Source organism: Streptomyces iconiensis (genome assembly GCF_028657195.3).
Classification (GTDB): domain Bacteria; phylum Actinomycetota; class Actinomycetes; order Streptomycetales; family Streptomycetaceae; genus Streptomyces; species Streptomyces iconiensis.
Window position 1 is genome coordinate 55602 of record NZ_JANCPR020000030.1, and the last position, 20315, is coordinate 75916.

16 protein-coding genes, 2 pseudogenes and 1 riboswitch are annotated in these 20315 nt (G+C 70.7%); of the genes and pseudogenes, 10 read left to right on the forward strand and 8 right to left on the reverse strand.

Going from position 1 to position 20315, the window contains the following annotated elements; translation table 11 throughout:
* Positions 1-50: 50 nt before the first annotated feature.
* The 7 genes and pseudogenes from NMN56_RS27105 to NMN56_RS27135 all read left to right on the forward strand — a co-directional run bounded on the left by NMN56_RS27105 (position 51) and on the right by NMN56_RS27135 (position 9168).
* Entirely contained in the window at positions 51-2210 is a 2160-nt protein-coding gene (locus tag NMN56_RS27105; RefSeq protein WP_274040757.1) for a carbon starvation CstA family protein, read from the forward strand.
* Positions 2207-2422, forward strand: a complete 216-nt coding sequence (locus NMN56_RS27110; protein ID WP_274040758.1) for a YbdD/YjiX family protein — start codon at positions 2207-2209, stop codon at positions 2420-2422. Before NMN56_RS27105 ends, NMN56_RS27110 begins: the two co-directional genes overlap by 4 nt.
* A gap of 161 nt (positions 2423-2583) precedes the next feature.
* Entirely contained in the window at positions 2584-2856 is a 273-nt protein-coding gene (locus NMN56_RS27115; protein WP_274040759.1) for a DUF3311 domain-containing protein, read from the forward strand.
* A pseudogene (gene mctP, locus NMN56_RS27120) lies at positions 2853-4466 on the forward strand (monocarboxylate uptake permease MctP); the annotation flags it as partial. The gene NMN56_RS27115 and the pseudogene mctP, both read left to right, overlap by 4 nt.
* A 167-nt stretch (positions 4467-4633) precedes the next feature.
* Positions 4634-5137, forward strand: a complete 504-nt coding sequence (locus tag NMN56_RS27125) for a GNAT family N-acetyltransferase (protein WP_274040761.1) — start codon at positions 4634-4636, stop codon at positions 5135-5137.
* A gap of 115 nt (positions 5138-5252) precedes the next feature.
* Positions 5253-5416, forward strand: a riboswitch (cobalamin riboswitch).
* A 327-nt stretch (positions 5417-5743) separates the two neighbouring features.
* Positions 5744-8086, forward strand: a complete 2343-nt coding sequence (locus NMN56_RS27130; RefSeq protein WP_274041072.1) for a ribonucleoside-diphosphate reductase subunit alpha — start codon at positions 5744-5746, stop codon at positions 8084-8086.
* A complete protein-coding gene (locus NMN56_RS27135) occupies positions 8086-9168 on the forward strand; it encodes a ribonucleotide-diphosphate reductase subunit beta (RefSeq protein ID WP_274040762.1) in 1083 nt (360 codons plus the stop codon). The genes NMN56_RS27130 and NMN56_RS27135 overlap by 1 nt, the downstream gene beginning before the upstream one ends.
* Before the next feature lie 43 nt (positions 9169-9211).
* Here the strand turns inward: NMN56_RS27135 and def are convergent, their stop codons facing one another.
* The 8 genes and pseudogenes from def to NMN56_RS27175 form a co-directional block, all read right to left on the reverse strand.
* Complete coding sequence (gene def, locus NMN56_RS27140; RefSeq protein ID WP_274040763.1) at positions 9212-9868, reverse strand: peptide deformylase; 657 nt, start codon at positions 9866-9868, stop codon at positions 9212-9214.
* 74 nt (positions 9869-9942) lie between these two features.
* Positions 9943-10944 carry a tetratricopeptide repeat protein gene (locus NMN56_RS27145; protein ID WP_274040764.1) on the reverse strand — a complete coding sequence of 334 codons (1002 nt, stop codon included), beginning with the start codon at positions 10942-10944 and terminating at the stop codon, positions 9943-9945.
* A gap of 149 nt (positions 10945-11093) precedes the next feature.
* The gene (locus NMN56_RS27150) at positions 11094-12356 is read right to left on the reverse strand and encodes an HD-GYP domain-containing protein (RefSeq protein WP_274040765.1); all 1263 of its coding nucleotides are present in this window, start codon (positions 12354-12356) and stop codon (positions 11094-11096) included.
* On the reverse strand, positions 12353-13777 hold the full coding sequence (locus tag NMN56_RS27155; protein WP_274040766.1) for an HD-GYP domain-containing protein: 1425 nt from the start codon (positions 13775-13777) through the stop codon (positions 12353-12355). The genes NMN56_RS27150 and NMN56_RS27155 overlap by 4 nt, the downstream gene beginning before the upstream one ends.
* 373 nt (positions 13778-14150) lie before the next feature.
* A pseudogene (gene rsrA / locus NMN56_RS27160) lies at positions 14151-14453 on the reverse strand (mycothiol system anti-sigma-R factor); the annotation flags it as partial.
* Positions 14450-15118, reverse strand: coding sequence for a sigma-70 family RNA polymerase sigma factor (locus NMN56_RS27165; RefSeq protein ID WP_274041073.1), 669 nt, complete (start codon positions 15116-15118; stop codon positions 14450-14452). The pseudogene rsrA and the gene NMN56_RS27165, both read right to left, overlap by 4 nt.
* 239 nt (positions 15119-15357) lie before the next feature.
* Entirely contained in the window at positions 15358-15996 is a 639-nt protein-coding gene (locus tag NMN56_RS27170; RefSeq protein WP_274040767.1) for an alpha/beta hydrolase family protein, read from the reverse strand.
* A gap of 169 nt (positions 15997-16165) precedes the next feature.
* Positions 16166-16990, reverse strand: a complete 825-nt coding sequence (locus NMN56_RS27175) for an SOS response-associated peptidase (RefSeq protein ID WP_274040768.1) — start codon at positions 16988-16990, stop codon at positions 16166-16168.
* A 90-nt stretch (positions 16991-17080) separates the two neighbouring features.
* Between NMN56_RS27175 and NMN56_RS27180 the strand changes: the two genes are divergently transcribed.
* From NMN56_RS27180 to rsgA, 3 genes are all read left to right on the forward strand, one after another.
* A complete protein-coding gene (locus NMN56_RS27180) occupies positions 17081-17794 on the forward strand; it encodes a M50 family metallopeptidase (RefSeq protein WP_274040769.1) in 714 nt (237 codons plus the stop codon).
* Positions 17795-17892: 98 nt separating this feature from the next.
* Entirely contained in the window at positions 17893-19269 is a 1377-nt protein-coding gene (gene aroA, locus NMN56_RS27185; protein ID WP_274040770.1) for a 3-phosphoshikimate 1-carboxyvinyltransferase, read from the forward strand.
* 12 nt (positions 19270-19281) lie between these two features.
* The gene (gene rsgA / locus NMN56_RS27190) at positions 19282-20310 is read left to right on the forward strand and encodes a ribosome small subunit-dependent GTPase A (RefSeq protein WP_274040771.1); all 1029 of its coding nucleotides are present in this window, start codon (positions 19282-19284) and stop codon (positions 20308-20310) included.
* Positions 20311-20315: the final 5 nt, after the last annotated feature.

The following is a 20315-nucleotide window of genomic DNA, read 5'->3' on the forward strand; positions in this document are numbered from 1 at the left end:
CTCGCTACCAGCGGTGGTGGTGGGCCCCAGGGGGTCGAGGAGGACAGCGAGTGAGCAACGCAAGACAGGCCGGACGGCTCAGTCCACGTTCCATCGTCATCTGGACGGCCGTCGCCCTGATCGGGGCGGTCGGCTGGAGCATGCTCGCACTCGCCCGGGGCGAGGAGGTGTCGGCGGCCTGGATGGTCGCAGCGGCCCTCGGCTCGTACGCGATCGGGTACCGCTTCTACTCGCGCTTCATCGCCACCCGGGTGCTGCGCGTGGACAAGTCCCGTGCCACACCGGCGGAACGGCTCAACAACGGCATCGACTATCACCCGACGGACCGCAGGGTGCTGCTCGGCCACCACTTCGCCGCCATCGCGGGCGCAGGACCGCTCGTGGGTCCCGTGCTCGCGGCGCAGATGGGGTATCTGCCGGGCACCATCTGGATCGTCGTCGGGGTGATCTTCGCGGGCGCCGTGCAGGACATGGTGACCCTGTTCTTCTCGATGCGGCGTGACGGCAAGTCACTCGGCCAGATGGCCCGCGAGGAGATCGGCCCGGTGGGCGGCGCCGCGGCGCTGCTGGCCGTGTTCGCGATCATGATCATTCTGCTGGCCGTGCTGGCGCTCGTCGTCGTCAACGCGCTGGCCGAGTCGCCCTGGGGCACCTTCTCGATCGGCATGACCATCCCGATCGCGCTGTTCATGGGCTTCTACCTGCGCGTGCTGCGCCCCGGCAAGGTCAGCGAGGTCTCGCTGATCGGCATCGTGCTGCTGCTGTTCGCGCTGGTGGCCGGGCGCTGGGTCGCCGAGTCCTCCTGGGCCGAGACCTTCACGCTGGAGCCGGGCACGCTGGTCATCTGGATCCTGGCCTACAGCTTCATCGCCTCCATCCTCCCCGTCTGGATGCTGCTGGCGCCGCGTGACTACCTCTCCACGTTCATGAAGATCGGCACCATCGGGCTGCTGGCCGTCGGCGTGGTCGTCACGCTGCCGACGCTGAAGATGGAGGGCATCACCGACTTCGCCGGCGGCGGCGACGGGCCGGTGTTCGCCGGCTCGCTCTTCCCGTTCGTCTTCATCACCATCGCCTGCGGCGCCCTGTCCGGGTTCCACGCGCTGATCTCCTCGGGCACGACCCCGAAGATGATCCAGAAGGAGACCCAGGTCCGGATGATCGGGTACGGCTCCATGCTGATGGAGTCGTTCGTGGCGATCATGGCGATGGTCGCCGCCAGCATCATCGACCCGGGGCTCTACTTCGCGATGAACGCACCGGCGGGTGTGATCGGCGACAACGTCCAGGCCGCGTCCGAAGCGGTCAAGAACCTCGGATACTCCATCACGCCCGAGCAGTTGGCCGCAGCGGCGAAGGCCGTGGAGGAGGGTTCGCTGCTCTCCCGTACGGGTGGCGCTCCGACGCTGGCGATAGGCGTCTCGGAGATCTTCTCGAAGGTCGTCGGTGGCGCGGGCATGAAGGCGTTCTGGTATCACTTCGCCATCATGTTCGAGGCGCTGTTCATTCTGACGGCGCTGGACGCGGGCACGCGCGTGGGCCGCTTCATGCTCCAGGACATGCTGGGCAACCTCTACAAGCCCTTCCGCCGCGTGAGCTGGTGGCCGGGCCTGCTGGTCTCCAGCGCGGTCGTCGTCGCCCTGTGGGGCTACTTCCTGTGGGTCGGCGTGCACGAGCCGCTCGGCGGGATCAACCAGCTCTTCCCGCTCTTCGGCATCGCCAACCAGCTGCTCGCCGCCGTCGCACTGGCCGTGTGCACCACGCTGCTGGTGAAGTCGGGGCGGCTCAAGTGGGCCTGGGTGACCGCCGTTCCGCTGGTCTGGGACGCGGTCGTCACGCTCACGGCGAGCTGGCAGAAGGTCTTCTCCACCGACCCCAAGGTCGGCTTCTTCCAGCAGCGCTCCGTCTACCAGGACGCGATCAACGACGGCAAGGTCATCCCGCCGGCCAAGACCATGGACGACATGAACACCGTCGTCACCAACTCCACGGTCGACGGAGTCCTTGCCGCGCTCTTCGCCGTCCTGGTCGTCGTGGTCCTGCTCGACGCGGCCCGTACCTGCGTGCGCGCCATCAGGAACCCGCAGAGCGCGAAGCTGAACGAGGTCCCGCACGAGGAGTCGCAGATCGTCGCGCCCGCCGGACTGATCCCGACGAAGGAGGAGAAGGCGGAGCTGGCCGCCGCCGGCCCCTCGGAGGACTCGCGGTGAGCCCCGCACGCGGAAGCGGGCTGCTGCGCGCCGGCCGCTGGGCGCGCTGGTATGTGCGCGAACTGACGGACGAGAGCGCCTACGACCGCTACGTCGCGCACGTGCGCCGGCACGAGGGGCCCGAGGCGCCCGTGCCCAGCAGGCGGGAGTTCGAGCGGCGGCGTACGGACGCGCGGGAGGCCGACCCCCGCGAGGGCTTCCGCTGCTGCTGAGCTTCGGCTCTGTCGGTCCGCGCCTGCCCGTCCGCACCCGCCCGTCCGCGTCTGCTCATCCGCGCCTGTCCGGTATACGGACGGCCGGTGACGGGGAGCGAATCCCTCACTTAGGTTTCGTGCACATTACACAAACCTGAGTGAGGGACGGAGCCCGCACCATGTCAGCACCACCCCCAACACCGGTCGGCAAAAGACCGGTTGTCACCCCTGGGCGCATCGTCGCGGGTCTCTGCCTCTTCGCACCGTTCGTCGGAATCCTCTGGGTGGACTCGTACGCCCGCGTTGAACCGAAGCTCATAGGAATTCCCTTCTTCTACTGGTACCAGATGCTCTGGGTGCTCATTTCCGCGCTGCTCACCGTCATCGCGTACCGCATCGTCCGCAGGGAAGAGGCAGCGCGCAGCGCCGAGAAGAGCGGTGAGGCGCTGTGAAGGACGGCGTGAACGGCGTCGCGCTCGCCGTCTTCATCTTCTTCTTCGTCGCCGTGACGGTCATGGGATTCCGGGCCGCGCGCTGGCGCAAGGCCGAGAACGGGAACACACTCGACGAATGGGGCCTGGGCGGCCGGAGTTTCGGCACCTGGGTCACCTGGTTCCTGCTCGGCGGCGACCTCTACACCGCGTACACATTCGTCGCCGTACCGGCCGCCATCTACGCCGCGGGTGCCTCGGGATTCTTCGCCGTTCCCTACACCATCCTCGTCTACCCGCTCATCTTCACCTTCCTGCCCCGCCTGTGGTCCGTCTCGCACACCCACGGCTACGTCACCACCTCGGACTTCGTACGCGGACGCTTCGGCTCCAAGGGGCTCTCGCTGGCCGTCGCGCTGACCGGGATCCTGGCGACGATGCCCTATATCGCGCTCCAACTGGTCGGAATCCAGGCCGTGCTGGACGTGATGGGCGTCGGCGGCTCGGATTCCACGCACTGGTTCATCAAGGATCTGCCGCTGCTCATCGCGTTCGGTGTCCTTGCTGCTTACACCTACTCCTCGGGGCTCCGTGCGCCCGCGCTCATCGCGTTCGTCAAGGACGCGCTGATCTATCTCGTCATCGCCGTCGCGATCATCTACATCCCCATCAAGCTCGGCGGATTCGACGTCATCTTCGACAAGGCGGGCGAGGCACTCGGCCAGAACAACCCGGCGACCGGTGCGCCACGCGGCGAACTGGCCCCCGGCGAGAACAACCACTGGGCCTACGCCACCCTCGCCTTCGGCTCGGCGCTGGCCCTCTTCATGTATCCGCACTCGATCACGGCGACGCTCTCCGGCAAGAACCGCAACGTCATCAGGCGCAACACCACGATTCTGCCGCTGTATTCGCTGATGCTCGGTTTCCTGGCGATCCTGGGATTCATGGCCATCGCGGCCGGAATCAAGGTCGACAACGGCCAGCTCGCCATTCCGCAGCTCTTCGAGACGATGTTCCCCGACTGGTTCACGGGGGTCGCTTTCGCCGCCATCGGGATCGGCGCGCTCGTACCCGCCGCCATCATGTCCATCGCGGCGGCGAACCTGTTCACCCGCAACATCTACAAGGACTTCCTCAAGCCCGGCGCGACGCCCGAGCAGGAGACGAAGGTCTCCAAGCTGGTGTCCCTGCTGGTGAAGGTCGGTGCGCTGGTCTTCGTCCTCGGCATGGACAAGACCGTCGCCATCAACTTCCAGCTCCTGGGCGGCATCTGGATACTGCAGACCTTCCCCGCGCTGGTCGGCGGCCTCTTCACCCGCTGGTTCCACCGGTGGGCGCTCATCGCCGGATGGGCCGTCGGCATGGTCTACGGAACCGTCGCCGCCTACGGCGTCGCCAGCCCGACCCAGAAGCACTTCGGCGGCAGCAACGCGATGATGCCCGGCATCGGCGAGATCGGGTACATCGGCGTGACCGCCTTCGTGCTCAACGTGCTCGTCACCGTCGTCCTGACGTTCGTCCTGCGTGCCGTCGGCGCGCCGGACGGCATCGACGAGACGCGCCCCGAGGACTACACCGCCGACGCACCGTCCACACGCGCACGCCCGACGGCGAGCGCGGACGAGGCGGGCGCCGAACCGGCGGGCGTGACGGGCCAGACGGGCACGCCGGACGCGGCCGGCGCGTACGAGGCGGACGCGGCGGACGAGGCCGGCCCCGCCGGCGCGGCGGGGGTGACGGTGAAGTGAGCGGAATCCACAGGCGTCACGCTGCGTCCCCGAGCATGATGGCCGCCATGAACATCAAGGTCAGAACCGCACGGCCCGACGAGTACGCCGAGGTCGGGGAGTTGGTCGCCCGCGCGTACATCGACGGCGGTCTCCTCGACCTGGGCGAGGACGACCCCTACCTGGAGCGCCTCCGCGACGCGGCGGACCGCGCCGAACACGCCGAACTGCTCGTCGCCGAGGGCGCCGGGGGCACGCTGCTCGGCTCCGTCACCTTCGTCGGCGACGGTGGCCCGTACGCCGAGCGCGCCGAGGAGGGCGAGGCGGAGTTCCGCATGCTCGGGGTGCGCGCCGGCGCGCGGGGCATGGGCGTGGGCGAGGCACTGGTCGCCGCCTGCCTCGAACGGGCACGGGACAAGGGGTTCGCGGGGCTGGTGCTCTCGACGCAGCAGCGCATGCACGCGGCCCGGCGGCTCTACGAGCGCATCGGCTTCCAGCGTGCGCCCGAGCGCGACTGGATGCCGGTCCCTGACCTCGACCTCACGCTCTGGGCCTACACACTGCGGCTGTGACCCGTGCACGCGGTTCCGTACGGCTGGCACAGCTGAGCGAAGAGGCCGTCGCAGGCCCCGTAAGACGGGCCTGCGGCGGCCTCTTCGCTGCGCGGACCACAGCCCACGACACACAACATATGGGGTGGCTTCCGCTCGGAGCCACTAGATGTATGCTCTGTCGAGCCGCCACCGCAGGGGAATCCGGTGCGAATCCGGAGCTGTCCCGCAACGGTGAGCGGGCGCGCACAGCCATGCCCGTCCGCGAGTCCGAGTGCCTGCCGGCGGCTTCGACGAATGTCCGGGTCTCGTGGGTTGGACCGGCGGACCGAGCGCGCATGCCCTGACGCGCCGTTCTCCGTGCCCCGCCCTCCAGACCGCCGCAGCAGCGAGGGAGAGCACCGAGTGACCATCGCACCCACCGTCACGGAGCAGAGCCAGGCGGGCCCGGCAGAGGCCCCCGCCCCCGGACGCACAGAGGCCCCAGAACCCGGACAGGCGGGGGCTCCAGGACCCGGACACGCGGAGGCCCCGGACCCCGGTGGGCCCACCGGCCACACGGATCACACAGAGCACCCGGGGCACGCCGACCACGCCGACCACGCCGCTGACGCCCTCCACCGCACGCTGGGGTCCCTCACGGCTGACCTCGCCGGCACCGACCCCGCGCGCGTCCGGAAGGCCGTGCTGCGGGGCCGTCAACCGGGCGCCACAGCCGCCGAGTTGCGGGAGCTGGCGACGGAGGCAGCGGCAGGTCTGATCGGCGAGGACCCGGCGTACTCACGGCTCGCCGCGCGGCTGCTGACGCTCACGATCCGGGACGAGACGGCGTCGCAGGGCGTCACCTCGTTCTCGGACTCGGTCGCGCTGGGGCATGCCGAGGGGCTGATCGGAGAGGCGACGGCCGCCTTCGTCCGTACGTACGCCGACCGGCTGGACGCGCTCGTCTCCTCGGCGGTCGGCGAAGGCGCCGACGACCGGTTCGGCTACTTCGGGCTGCGCACGGTGCAGTCGCGGTATCTGCTGCGCCATCCCCGCACGCGCCGGGCGATCGAGACACCGCAGCACTTCCTGCTGCGCGTCGCGTGCGGGCTCGCGGCCGACGGCTCACGGGCCGCGCTCGACGAGGTGGCCGAGCTGTACGCGCTCACCAGTTCGCTGGCGTATCTGCCCTCCTCCCCCACGCTGTTCAACTCCGGTACGCGCCACCCGCAGATGTCCTCGTGCTATCTGCTGGACTCGCCGAAGGACGAACTGGACTCGATCTACGAGCGCTACCACCAGATCGCCCGCCTCTCCAAGCACGCGGGCGGCATCGGCCTCTCCTACTCACGTGTACGGGCACGCGGAGCCCTCATCCGCGGCACGAACGGGCACTCGAACGGGATCGTCCCGTTCCTGCGCACGCTGGACTCGTCCGTCGCCGCCGTGAACCAGGGCGGCAGGCGCAAGGGCGCCGCGTGCGTGTACCTGGAGACGTGGCACGCGGACATCGAGGAGTTCCTCGAACTGCGCGACAACACCGGCGAGGAGGCCCGCCGCACCCACAACCTCAACCTCGCGCACTGGGTGCCGGACGAGTTCATGCGGCGCGTCGAGGCCGACGAGGAGTGGTCGCTGTTCTCGCCCTCGGACGCACCCGAGCTGGTGGACCTGTGGGGCGACGCTTTCGACGCCGCCTACCGCAGGGCCGAGGCGGAGGGGCGCTGCCGGAAGCGGGTACCGGCACGGCAGTTGTACGGGGCGATGATGCGCACCCTCGCGCAGACCGGAAACGGCTGGATGACGTTCAAGGACACGTCCAACCGCACGGCCAACCAGACGGCGCAGCCCGGCCGCACCGTGCACTCCTCGAACCTGTGCACGGAGATCCTGGAGGTCACGGACGACGGCGAGACCGCCGTGTGCAACCTCGGCTCCGTGAACCTCGCCGCCCACCTGGGCGACGACGGCCGGATGGACTGGGAGCGCCTGGACGCCACCGTCCGTACCGCGGTGACGTTCCTGGACCGGGTGGTGGACATCAACTACTACCCGACCGAGCAGGCGTCCGGCTCCAACTCCCGCTGGCGGCCCGTCGGACTGGGCGTGATGGGCCTCCAGGACGTCTTCTTCCGGCTGGGCCTCCCCTTCGACTCCCCCGGGGCCACCGAGCTGTCCACCCGCATCGCCGAACGCGTGATGCTCGCCGCCTACGAGACCTCGGCGGACCTGGCGGAGCGCCACGGCCCGCACGGCGCATGGGAGTTGACACGTACGGCACAGGGCGTGCTGCACCCGGACCACTACCCGCGGGCACGCGCGGGGCAGGCGTGGCCCGAGCGGTGGACGGCCCTGCGGGCACGCATCGCGCGCACCGGCATGCGCAACTCCCTGCTGCTCGCCATCGCTCCGACCGCGACCATCGCCTCGATCGCGGGCGTCTACGAGTGCATCGAGCCGCAGGTGTCCAACCTGTTCAAGCGCGAGACGCTCAGCGGCGAGTTCCTCCAGGTGAACGCGTACCTCGTCGACGAGCTGAAGCGGCTCGGCCTGTGGGACGCGCGTGCCCGCGAGGCCCTGCGGGAGGCCAACGGCTCGGTCGCCGGCCTGGACTGGCTGCCCGCGCACGTCAGGGAGCTGTACCGCACGGCCTGGGAGATCCCGCAGCGCGCCCTGATCGACATGGCCGCCGCGCGCACCCCGTATCTGGACCAGAGCCAGTCCCTGAACCTCTTCCTGTCCTCCCCCACCATCGGGAAGCTCAGCTCGATGTACGCGTACGCCTGGAAGCGCGGCATCAAGACCACGTACTACTTGCGGTCGCGCCCCGCGACCCGTATCGGGCAGGCGGCGGGCGCCGGCTCAGCCGTGGCCGCCGCTGACCCCAGCACAACCGCGTCCGCCCCCGCACGCACCGCTGTCCCCGCGACGGCGGAAGCCGTCGCCTGCTCCCTGGAAAACCCCGAGTCCTGCGAGGTCTGCCAGTAATGCCGTCCACCGACACCACCGCGGCACCCGCGGCCACCACGGCGCACGCTCCCGCCAGGAACCTGCTCGACCCCGGCTTCGAACTGACCCTGCGTCCCATGCGCTATCCGCACTTCTACGAGCGCTACAGGGACGCCATCAAGAACACCTGGACCGTCGAGGAGGTCGACCTGCACTCCGACGTCAGCGACCTCGCGAAGCTCTCCGCCGGTGAACAGCACATGATCAGCCGGCTGGTCGCGTTCTTCGCCACCGGGGACTCCATCGTCGCCAACAACCTCGTGCTGACGCTCTACAAGCACATCAACTCCCCCGAAGCGCGCCTGTACCTGTCACGGCAGCTGTTCGAGGAGGCCGTGCACGTCCAGTTCTATCTGACGCTGCTGGACACCTATCTGCCCGATCACGACGAGCGGGTCGAGGCGTTCGCCGCCGTCGAGAACATCCCCTCCATCAGGGAGAAGGCGCAGTTCTGCTTCCGGTGGATGGCCGCGCTTGAGGGCGCGGACGGTGCGGAGGGCGCGGAGCGGATCGACCAGTTGGAGAGCGCTTCCGACCGGCGCCGCTTCCTGCTCAACCTGATCTGCTTCGCCGCCTGCATCGAGGGGCTGTTCTTCTACGGCGCGTTCGCGTACGTCTACTGGTTCCGCTCCCGCGGGCTGCTGCACGGGCTGGCGACGGGCACCAACTGGGTCTTCCGGGACGAGTCGATGCACATGGCGTTCGCCTTCGACGTCGTGGACACCGTCCGCGCCGAGGAGCCCGAGCTGTTCGACGACGCGCTGGAGCAGGAGGTCACCTCCATGCTGGAGGAGGCGGTCGAGGCGGAGCTGCAGTTCGCACGCGACCTGTGCGGCGAGGGCCTGCCGGGCATGAACACCGAGTCCATGCGTGCTTATCTCGAAGCCGTGGCCGATCAGCGGCTGCTGCGCCTCGGCTTCCCCGCGCGGTACGGCTCCAGCAACCCGTTCTCCTTCATGGAGCTGCAGAACGTCCAGGAGCTGACCAACTTCTTCGAGCGGCGCCCCTCGGCCTACCAGGTCGCCGTCGAAGGCTCGGTCTCCTTCGACGACGACTTCTAGCCGGCGCAGCCGCCCGCGCCACCGCACCTGGGGCGCGGGCGGCTCATTCCTCGTTCGGCACGACGTCGTAGCGGGGCGTGCTCTCGGCCATCTGCCGGAGTACGTCCTTGCGCTCCCTCTTGGAGAGCCGGTCGATGTAGAGGTACCCGTGCAGGTGGTCGGTCTCGTGCTGGAGGCAGCGCGCGAAGTAGCCCGTGCCCTCGACGGCGATCGGCTTGCCTTCGGCGTCCTGGCCGCGCACGACCGCGTAGTCGGGGCGCGCGAGCGGGTGGTAGGCGCCGGGGACGGACAGGCAGCCCTCGTTGCCGTCGTCCAGGACCCGGTCCTCCGCGGGGAGTTGGTCGAGCACCGGGTTGCACACGGCACCGACGTGCCGCACACCGTCGTCGTCCCAGCAGTCGTAGACGAAGACCTTCAGGTCGACGCCGATCTGGTTGGCCGCGAGCCCCACGCCCTCCGCGGCACGCTGGCTGGCGAACATGTCGTCGATCAGCGCGGCCAGTTCGTCGCCGAACTCCGTCACCTCCCGGCACTCGCGGTGCAGGACCGGATTGCCGACGACCGTGACAGGCCGGGCCGTGCCGCGCGCGCGATGTGCCTCCTCGCGCGCACCGGCGTCCGTCGTGTCGTCCGTGCCGCCGACGAGCCCCTCACCGCTGACACCGGCCGACTCGGCCCTGGTTTCCTGTTGCTGCGCCATGCCGTCGTACGCCTTCCTGCGACCCTTGCACGCTGTCTCGTCGCCCTACAGAGTACGGGGCCGTACGGGGGTACTCAGCAGACCTCCTCCAGATCCCGCCACTCCCGGGTGTCCGGACTGTCGGCGACCCAACCGTCCAGCAGGCCCCGCACCAGGGCCGAGGGCGCCGCGAGGCCGCACTCCCGCTCGGGCACCCACAGCTCGCCCGGCCCGCCGGCCGTCATGTGCCCGAGAGGACCGGGGTGACCTGGGGAACTGTGGTCGTGCGGATCCAGGTGCACGCTGCCGTCGCCCTCGTCGGCCGGCATGGCGCTCTCCGAGCAGGCCCTGCACAGCAGGCGCACGGACGAGGACCAGTCCTCGGCCGCGAAGCCCGCGTCGGCCGCCAGGCGCTCCAGCGCGTCCCTGTCGGCCTCCGAGGCGGCCTCCAGCAGTACGACCCACGTGGGGACGGGAGAGGGCGCCCACAGCTCGATCTCGTCGAACACGGGGTACGAGGGGCCGGCCGCCGTGGTCCGCTCACCGTGCGGTACGCCGTCGTGCAGCACGACCTCGCCCCAGCGCCGCCCCGAAGAGGGCAGCGGGATGCTCTGGATCTCCATCCGCGCCGGGTCGATGCGCCGCCCCCACACGACCTCGGCCTCGCCCTCGGGCGAGAGCCGCACGGCCGCGCTGCCCAGGTGCATTCCCGAGGGCTCTCCGGCCGCCGCCGCTGTCTGTGCGTGCCCTGGCACATGCAGCCCGTACGCCTGCCAGGCGCGGCGTGCCAGTGGCCAGTCCTGCAGCGCCGTCGCCGCGATGCCGACGTTCCACCAGTCGGGCGCCCCCGTCTCGCGGTCCAGCAGTGCGACCGCGCGGAGCCCGGCCGCCCGCGCCTGCTCCCAGTCGTGCCGGAACTTGTGCAGCAGCGCGAGGTTGAACCAGGACTCCGAGAGCCACGGCTCCAGATCGGCGGCGCGGGTGAGCAGAGCGCCCGCGTCCTCGTAACGCCCGTCGCCGATAAGCGTGAACGCGCGGTCCGTCGCCTGCCGCCAGGAGGCGGAGGGACGGTGCCGCACCTTGCCGAAGATCCTCACTGTGTCCCTGCCGAATCCGCCGTTTCCGTCTGACTTCCCGCCTGTCGCTGAGGTCCTGCGCGCTGTGCGCACCGCGCCGTACGCGCCTTTCGCGGTTCCCCCTTCGCATCCAACCATGCCCGCTCGGGTGCTCGCTCATTACCCGTGCGTCATGCTTCGAAGCCCCGGGACACAACGCGTGACAGGGCTTCCACCACCCGTGGTTCGTAGTCACGCGCGGTGGCCAGACGGAGCTGCTCCAGCGCCTGGCACGGCCCGGCGGGTGCTTCGCCGCCGCGCCCTGTGCGCAGGTCGTCATACGCGTTGACCGTACGGATGACACGGGCGGTCACCGGTTGCTCCCGGTAGGGGTCTGCCTGGCGTTCCACCACTGAGGCGATGTGCCCGTGCACGCCTGTCTGGCGCACGACCGCACCGCCGAGCAGCGCGATCCGGCGCCGCTCCGCCGGCTCCAGCGGCTCCGTCGCCCCTCCGGGCACGGGGTCGACGAGCGAGAGCTGGCCGATGTCGTGCATGAGCGCCGCGTACTCCAGCACAGTGAGTTCGGCCTCCGCGAGGCCCAGCTCACGCCCCACCGCGCGGCTGAGGTCGGCCACTCGGCGCGCGTGCCCGCGCGGGGTGTATCCGGCGACCTCCGTCGCACGGGCGAGGGAGGAGATCGTCTGCCGGTATGTCGCCCGTACGGAGGTGTAACGGCGGAAGGAGAACTGCGTGAGCAGCAGCGGTACGCAGAAGACCGGAAGCGCCCACAGGCCCGCCACGGCGACCGCGAGCGCGAGCACGGCGCCGGTGGCCGCCATGGCGGGAACGATGCTCAGACGGGTGCGCAACTCCTCGCGCAGCAGCGGCGGGAACGGCCACGCGGTACGCGCCGCGACGACCGCGGCGGCGAGCAGCACGTCGAACAGCCCGGTGAGCAGCGTGATACCGAACAGACACAGTGCGTATCCGGGCCCCGGAGCCGTGATCTGCCCCAGAAGGCCGCTGTTGTAGAGCGGTTGGAAGCAGCCCGCTGCGAAGCCCACGCCCAGTACGGTGCGCGACACCACGTCAAGTCCCGGCGCCCTGCCGAGCGCGACGTGCGGCGCGAGCCCCACGAGAGAGGCCACGACGGCGACGGCGACGACCTGGAGCACCCCGTGTGAGGTGGGCTCGTGGTGCACCTCGCCGAGCATGGCGTAGCCGAGCGCCCCCGCGCCGCCGAGCGGTCCCACGGCCCGTACGTCGCCGTCGGCGCCCTCCAGGCGGACGCGCGTCAACTCACCGACGGCGATGACGAGTCCGAAGACCAGCGCGATCCCGGGCTGGGCCACACCGTGCCACAGCACATGGCAGAGCGCGGCGGCGCACAGCGCGGCTGCCGCGGCGTACAGCACGGCCACGAAACGGGGCACGGAAGGCGCGGTGCTCATACGGCCGGGACGTTTCCGCTCGCGCGGCGCCCCGCCGGATCCCCGCTCTCCGCGCCGGTGTCCGGCCCCTCAGGGGGCGCACCGGGCGTCTCCTGCGGCGCGTTGGCCGGTACGGGCTCGCCGGGCAGGTCGGCCGTCACGGCCACCGACCAGTCCTGCCGCTCCAGAGCGCCGATGAGCGCGGCGACCATACGGGGGTCGAACTGCGTTCCGGCGCACCGGCGAAGCTCCTCCAGCGCCACGGGAACGGGCCGCGCGCGGCGGTAACTCCGGGTGGAGGTCATCGCGTCGAAGGCGTCGGCGACGGCGACGACCCGCGCGAACTCCGGGATGTCGGTGCCGGAGAGACCGTACGGATAGCCGCTGCCGTCCATGCGTTCGTGGTGGTGCAGGATCGCCGAGCGTGCCTCGCCGAGGAAGCCGATGCCGCGCACCATCTCGTGCCCGTACTCCGGGTGCAGTTCGATCACACGGCGTTCCTGCGGTGTGAGGGGGCCGTCCTTGCGCAACAGGCGGGTGGGGACGCCGAGTTTGCCGACGTCGTGCAGGATGCCGGCGAAGCGCAGCGTCTCCGTGCGTTCCTCGCCCATGCCCAGCTCCCGCGCGATCAGCACGGAGGCGCGGCCCACGCGTTCGCTGTGGCCGCGCGTGTAGCGGTCCTTGATGTCGACGGCCTGCACCAGCGCCCGGATGGTGGCCTGGTGCGCCCCGCGTTCGCGCTGGTACTGCGCGAAGACCCAGGAGCAGATGCACATCGGCAGCAGCACGAACATCGCGGCCACGGGCCCGTAGGCACTGCGCCACAGCACCGCCATCATCAGCCCGGCCAGCCCGTGCACGACATGCGGCCCCGCCGAGCGCGCCAGCTGACCGCGCCACGCGGTACGCGGCGAACAGCGCTCGGCCGTGACGAGGATCCAGCCGTCCAGCGCCGTGAGCACGGCGCAGAGCGTGAGCGCGGCCGTCATGGCGGGCAGCAGCGCGTACGGGAACCGCGCCTGGCCCGCGTCTACGCCCAGCAGTTCGCTCACATGGGAGGCGGCACACAGCGCGAGGGTGAGCCGGGCCGCGTGCCAGACACGGCGGGCCGGCGCGTGGCGGGGGTCGACGCGGCCGACAAGCGCTCCGGGGACGGCCGTGAGCGCGGCGGCGGAGGGCGGCAGCAGACAGACGGCCGCGAGGAGGACCGGGAAGAACACCGGGCGCAGCGCGCCGGGCCCGTTGGGCATCCGGCGTCTCATCAAAGGACAGCGGGGCGCGTACTCGCACAGCGCGTAGAGCGCGGCGAGCGGCAGCACCGCCGTCCATTCCGTCTCCCGGTGCCGCTCCAGCGCCGGCGCCGTGCACAGTGCGGCGGCGAGCGCCGCGCAGGCGACTGTGGCGCGCGCCGCCACCGGTAGCTCGGCTCCCCGAGCACGCATCGTGTGCCTCCTCCCCACCTCTGACAATCCGGGGAGGATATGGCGGTATGCGCGCCGGGGGGTGGCTCGTGGCCGCGTTCCCCCGTACGGGAGAAGAAGTGCTCACACGAAAGAGTGAGAGCGGAGAGAAACGGTCACACAGCCCGGTCGGCTCTGAACAGGGCGAACTCCCGTGTCAGGCGGGGTTCTTGTCCGCCGCGGAGGCTGCCTCGTCGTCCTGCGGAACGCTCCCTGCCCCGGCTCCGGCCCCTGCCTTCTGTCCGACGGCCCCCGCGTGTGCGGTGGCGCCGGCAGTCCCGGCGGAACCGGCCGTCCCAGTGGGGCCGGAGAGCCCTCCGGTACCGGACGTTCCGGCGGAACCGGTGGTTCCCGCCGGCCCGGCGGCGCCCACCGCACCGCCCGTCGACGCCTCGGGCCCTTCGCCCTGCCGGATCACCTCGATCCGGCTCATCACCTTGGCCCGCAGATCGGTGGGAACGTCGTCCTGCCCGCAGCAGCGCTTGACGAGCTTCTTGACCTCCTGCTCCAGTCCGTACTTCTCGAAGCACGGGGAGCATTCGTCGAAGTGCTCCTTGAACTTCTCGCAGTCGCTGTCGGGCATCTCCCGGTCCAGGTACTCATAGAGGTGGTCCAGGACCTCAGAGCAGTCCGTCTCGTGCGGATCTCCGCAACTCATGAGCCCGAGCCTTTCCGGTCTTGCGACCCGTCCGCCGCCGCGCCGGCCGGAACCAGGCCACGCTCCTGGGCGTAACCCTCCAGCATCTCGCGAAGCTGGCGCCGTCCCCGGTGCAGACGGGACATCACCGTGCCGATAGGTGTCCCCATGATGTCCGCGATCTCCTTGTAGGCAAAGCCCTCGACATCGGCCAGATAGACCGCGATGCGGAACTCCTCGGGGATCGCCTGGAGCGCTTCTTTCACATCCGAGTCGGGCAGGTGGTCGAGGGCCTGGGCCTCGGCCGAACGCAGCCCGGTCGACATGTGCGACTCGGCCCGCGCGAGCTGCCAGTCCTCGATCTCCTCCGCCGCACTGCGCTGGGGTTCACGCTGCTTCTTGCGGTACGAGTTGATGAACGTGTTCGTGAGAATGCGGTACAGCCACGCCTTGAGATTGGTGCCCTCACGGAACTGGTGGAAGGACGCGTACGCCTTGGCATACGTCTCCTGCACCAGATCCTCGGCATCGGCCGGATTGCGCGTCATGCGCAGCGCGGCCGAATACATCTGGTCGAGGAAGGTGAGAGCGTCCCGCTCGAAGCGCGCGCTGCGCTGCTCCTCGGTCTCGGACGCCTGATTCTGCTGAGCACTTCCGCCGCCATCGGTCCCGGTGACAGGACCCACCTCCTCCAACGTCGTGACGAGTCCGAACGAGGACTCGCTCGAATCGGAGAATAGACGACGATCCGTACCGTCCGCCGCTCGAATCTTCGAGCCTCCGGACAGCGCCACCGTGGCCCAGTCCAGGTCAACGGCCTGCGGGCGCTCCGGGCAAGCGACAGAACCCATACGGGCGGCTCCCTCTCCTCGTGGTGCTGTGCGTACGTGTACCGACTCTCCGTACAACTGCCGTCCCCCGCGTCTCATTCCCGGCCGAGCCAGTCGGTCACCGAGGCGGCGATCACATCCATCGCCTGCTCCTCCGAGAGGTCCGCCTTCTTGGGCACGGCGAAACCGTGGTCCCCGTAGGGCACCTCCACCACCCGCGTGCCCTCGGGGAACTCCCCGGGACGCCCGAACGGGTCGCGTCCGCCCTGCACCACCAGCACGGGAAGCCCCGTCCCCGTCAGCTCGCCCGCGCGGGACTTCTCCGGCTTGCCCGGCGGGTGCAGCGGAAAGGACAGCGCGAGGACCGCACGCGCGCCCAGTTCCCTGCCCGTACGGCAGGCCACCCTGGCCCCGGCGCTGCGCCCGCCCGCGACGACGGGCAGTCCGGGGCGCTCCAGGGCCGGCCAGAGCGCCGTCCAGGCCGCGTCGAGGGTCGCGGGTGCCGGGGCGACCTTCTTGCCCGCCACCCGCCACGGCTGCTCCACCAGCGCGACGCTCACCCCGGAAGCCGGCAGCGCCGCGGCGAGGGCCCGCAGGTCCCGCGCCTCGATCCCGCCGCCGGCGCCGTGGCCGAGTGCCAGCACCGTGTGCGCGTTCTTCGCGCGGTGCCAGGTGATGCGGGCCGTGCCCGCAGGAGTCGAGACGGTCTCGGCCGTCCCTGCTGTCTCACTCATGACCGCATCCTGCCAATCCCGGGGCGCGGGGGCGGCGTCACATGCGGCTGCGCCGCGTGGGCGGCCCGGAGAGGCGGGGAAACCGCGCGCCGGGCCACACCGCACAGGCAGCCTGCGAAGCGCCCGCAGGGACACCGCGCCCTCTCCCGGCGGGAGCCGACGACACGGCTCAGAAGAGCGTCTCCTCCTCGGGCGCCGCCAGTTCCTTGAGCAACCCGGCCCCGTTGTTGCGCACGTTGCTGACGTCGGTGGAGACCGGGTAGGCGCGCATCAGGCCCTCGGGCGGCGGCTCCAGCAGCGCGCGCAGTTCCCCCTGGTCCGCGCGGGTCGGGTCCAGCCAGGCGTCCCAGCGCTCGGGGGGCAGCATCAGCGGCATGCGGGGGTGGATGTCGGCGAGCGAGCGCGGGCCGTTCTCGCCCGTCTCGCCCTCGTTCGCCAGCGGCGCCGTCTCGGCCTCCGTGGTGATGACGGTGCAGGTCGTCCACCAGGCGAGCGGGTGGTCGTCGGGAAGGGTCTTGTCCCGCCAGAACTCGTAGAGCCCGGCCATCGCCATCACGCTGCCGTCGTCGGGAGTCACGAAGTAGGGCTGCTTGCGTGCCCGCTTCTTCCTGCCCTCCTGTTCGAGCTTCAGCTCGCCCTGTGCGGTGACCCACTCGTAGTAGCCGTCGGCCGGGAGCAGGCAGCGCCGGGCGGCGAAGGGGCGCCGGTAGGCGGGCTTCTCATGGACGGTCTCCGCACGGGCGTTGATCATCTTCACGCCCACGTCCGGGCTCTTGGCCCAGCCGGGCACCAGGCCCCACTTGAGCACCCGTAGCTGCCGGACCGGAGTCTGGTCGTCCGCGCCCTTGACGGGGCGGTCGAGCACCGCGTGCACCTGCTTGGTCGGCGCGACGTTCCAGTCCGGCGCCAGCGCCTCTTCCGGATCCCACTTCTCGACCTCGAAGAGCCCGGCGAGGTCCTCGGCCCCCCTGCTCGCTGCATACCGTCCGCACATGCTGCAAGACTGCCACGGCACGGCGCGAAGCCGCCGCCCGTTGGACAGGAAGGTCCCTCGGAGACAGAACAGGGGAGGGCAAGCGGAAAGATGGACAACGCGAGCATCACGGACGTCTGGGACCGGGTCTTCGGAAGCCAGCCGGATCCCGACCAGTGGCTGGTGATCGTCACAGGGCTCGTCGCGCTGCTCGCGGTGCTGCCGCACGGGGTGTGGCGGCTGTCGCGCAACGCGGTCACGATCGCGCACGAGGGCGGCCACGGGCTCATAGCCCTGGTCTCCGGCAGGCGTCTGGACGGCATCCGGCTGCACTCGGACACCTCAGGACTGACCGTCTCCCGGGGGAAACCGACCGGAATAGGCATGGTCCTGACCGCCGCCGCCGGATACACCGCTCCCCCACTGCTCGGACTCGGCGGCGCGTGGCTGCTCTCGGCCAACCACATCACCGCGCTCCTGTGGGGCGCGACAGCGCTCCTGATCGCCATGCTCGTCATGATCCGCAACGCCTACGGGGTGCTCACCGTCCTCGTCGCCGGCGGCGCCTTCCTGCTCGTCTCCTGGCTGACGGACGCCTCCGTGCAGGCCGCTTTCGCCTATGCCGCCGTGTGGTTCCTGCTGCTGGGAGGCGTACGCCCCGTCTTCGAGCTGCAGTCGAAGCGGCGGCGCGGCGGCGCTCCGGACTCGGACGCCGACCAGCTCTCCCGCCTCACGCACGTACCCGCCGCCGCGTGGCTGCTGCTCTTCCACGCCGTCGCGCTCCTGTCGCTCCTGGGCGGAGGGCGCTGGCTGCTCGGCCTCTGAGGGCGGACCGGCGCCCCCTTAGCAGCGTCATGTTTCGCCAGCATTTCTCCACATCTGATCAAGAATCGACCCCCGGCTCAACCACTAAAGTGGCCTCCATGACCGACCAGCGCACCACTGCCGCAGAAACCCCCCTCTGGCCAGCCCCCACAGCCGCGGGCGGCCCGGTCGACGCGACCGTCACCGTCCCCGGATCCAAGTCGGTCACCAACCGGGGTCTCGTCCTGGCTGCGCTCTCCTCCGAGCCCGGCTGGCTGCGGCGCCCGCTGCGCTCCCGCGACACCCTGCTGATGGCGGAGGCCCTGCGCACGATGGGCGTGCAGATCGAGGAGACGGTCTCCTCCGCCTCCCGCACCGCTGCGGTGGAGGGCGCTCCGGTCTCCGGTGAGGCGTGGCGTGTGATCCCCACCACGCTGCACGGGCCCGCCACCGTCGACGTGGGCAACGCCGGTACGGTCATGCGCTTCCTGCCCCCGGTCGCGGCCCTCGCCGACGGCGCCATCCGCTTCGACGGCGACCCGCGCGCCTACGAGCGCCCGCTGCACGGAGTCATCGACGCGCTGCGCACCCTGGGCGCCCGGGTCGAGGACGCGGGGCGCGGGGCGCTGCCCCTGACGGTGCACGGGGGCGGCTCGCTGACGGGCGGCACCGTCGAGATCGACGCCTCCTCCTCCAGCCAGTTCGTCAGCGCGCTCCTCCTGTCCGGCGCCCGCTTCAACCAGGGCGTCGAGGTCCGCCACACGGGCCGCACGCTGCCCTCGACGCCGCACATCCGGATGACCGTCGACATGCTGCGTGCCGCCGGTGCCCAGGTGGACGCGCCGGAGGACGGCGGCGAGCCCAACGTGTGGCGCGTCACTCCCGGAGCGCTGCTCGGCCGCGACGTGACCGTCGAGCCGGACCTGTCCAACGCGCAGCCTTTCCTCGCCGCCGCGCTCGTCACCGGCGGCCGTGTCACCGTCCCCGACTGGCCGGCGCGCACCACGCAGCCGGGCGACGCGCTCCGGGACATCTTCTCGGCCATGGGCGGCTCGTACGAACTCGACGAGCGCGGCCTCACGTTCACCGGCAGCGGCCGGATCAGCGGCATCGACGTCGATCTCAGCGACGTCGGCGAACTGACCCCCGGCATCGCGGCCGTCGCGGCGCTCGCTGACAGCGAGTCGGTGCTGCGCGGAGTCGCACACCTGCGCCTGCACGAGACCGACCGGCTGGCAGCGCTCGTCAAGGAGGTCAACGGCCTGGGCGGCGATGTGACCGAGACCGACGACGGGCTGCGCATCCGGCCGCGCCCCCTGCACGGCGGCGTCTTCCACACGTACGACGACCACCGCCTCGCCACCGCCGGCGCACTGCTCGGCCTCGCCGTCGAGGGCGTACAGGTCGAGAACATCGCGACCACGGGCAAGACGCTGCCCGACTTCCCCGCCCTGTGGGAGGGCATGCTCGGAACACCCGTCGGAGAGAGAGCCTGAGGGGCTCCCGCGATGCGCCGCTACGGCAAGCACACCGACGAGGACGACATCCGCTTCCGCCCCTCACGCAAGGGCACCCGCCCCCGCACCCACACCCGCCCCAAGCACGAGGACGCCTCCGAGGGCCTGGTCCTCACCGTCGACAGGGGCCGCCTCACCGTCCTGGTCGAGGACCGGACGATCACCGCGATGAAGGCACGCGAACTGGGCCGCAAGGGCGTGGTGGTCGGTGACAGGGTCGCCGTCGTCGGCGACCTGACGGGCGAGAAGGACACCCTGGCGCGCATCGTGCGCGTCGGGGAGCGCACCTCGACACTGCGCAGAACCGCTGACGACAACGACCCCTACGAGCGGATCATCGTCGCCAACGCCGACCAGCTCGCCATCGTCACGGCCCTCGCCGATCCGGAGCCCCGCTCCCGGCTCATCGACCGCTGTCTGGTCGCCGCCTTCGACGCGGGGCTCGAACCGCTGCTCGTACTGACGAAGTCCGATCTGGCCTCCGCGGGGCCGCTGTTGCACACCTACGCGCCCCTGGGCCTGCGCTACGCCGTCACCAGCAGGGACGAGCTGGCGGAAGGCTCGGAGGGCTCGGCGGCCGAAGCCCTGCGGGAGCAGCTGCGGGGCCAGATCACGGTGTTCGTCGGGCACAGCGGCGTCGGCAAGACCACCCTGGTGAACGCGCTCGTGCCGGAACGGCAGCGCGCCACGGGCATCGTCAACGCCGTCACGGGACGCGGCCGGCACACCACGACCTCGGCGCTCGCGCTGCCGCTGCCCCCGTCCACGATCGGCGAGGACGGCTGGGTCATCGACACCCCGGGCGTACGGTCGTTCGGCCTGAACCACATCCAACCCTCGCGCGTCATCCAGGCGTTCCCCGACCTCGAAGCCGGCGCCGCCGGGTGCCCACGGGGATGCACCCACAACGAACCCGACTGCGCGCTCGACCAGTGGGTCGCCGACGGGCACGCGGAACCAGCCCGGCTCCATTCGCTGCGCCGCCTCCTGGCGACGCGCGAAAGACGAGAAGGGGATTGATCGCT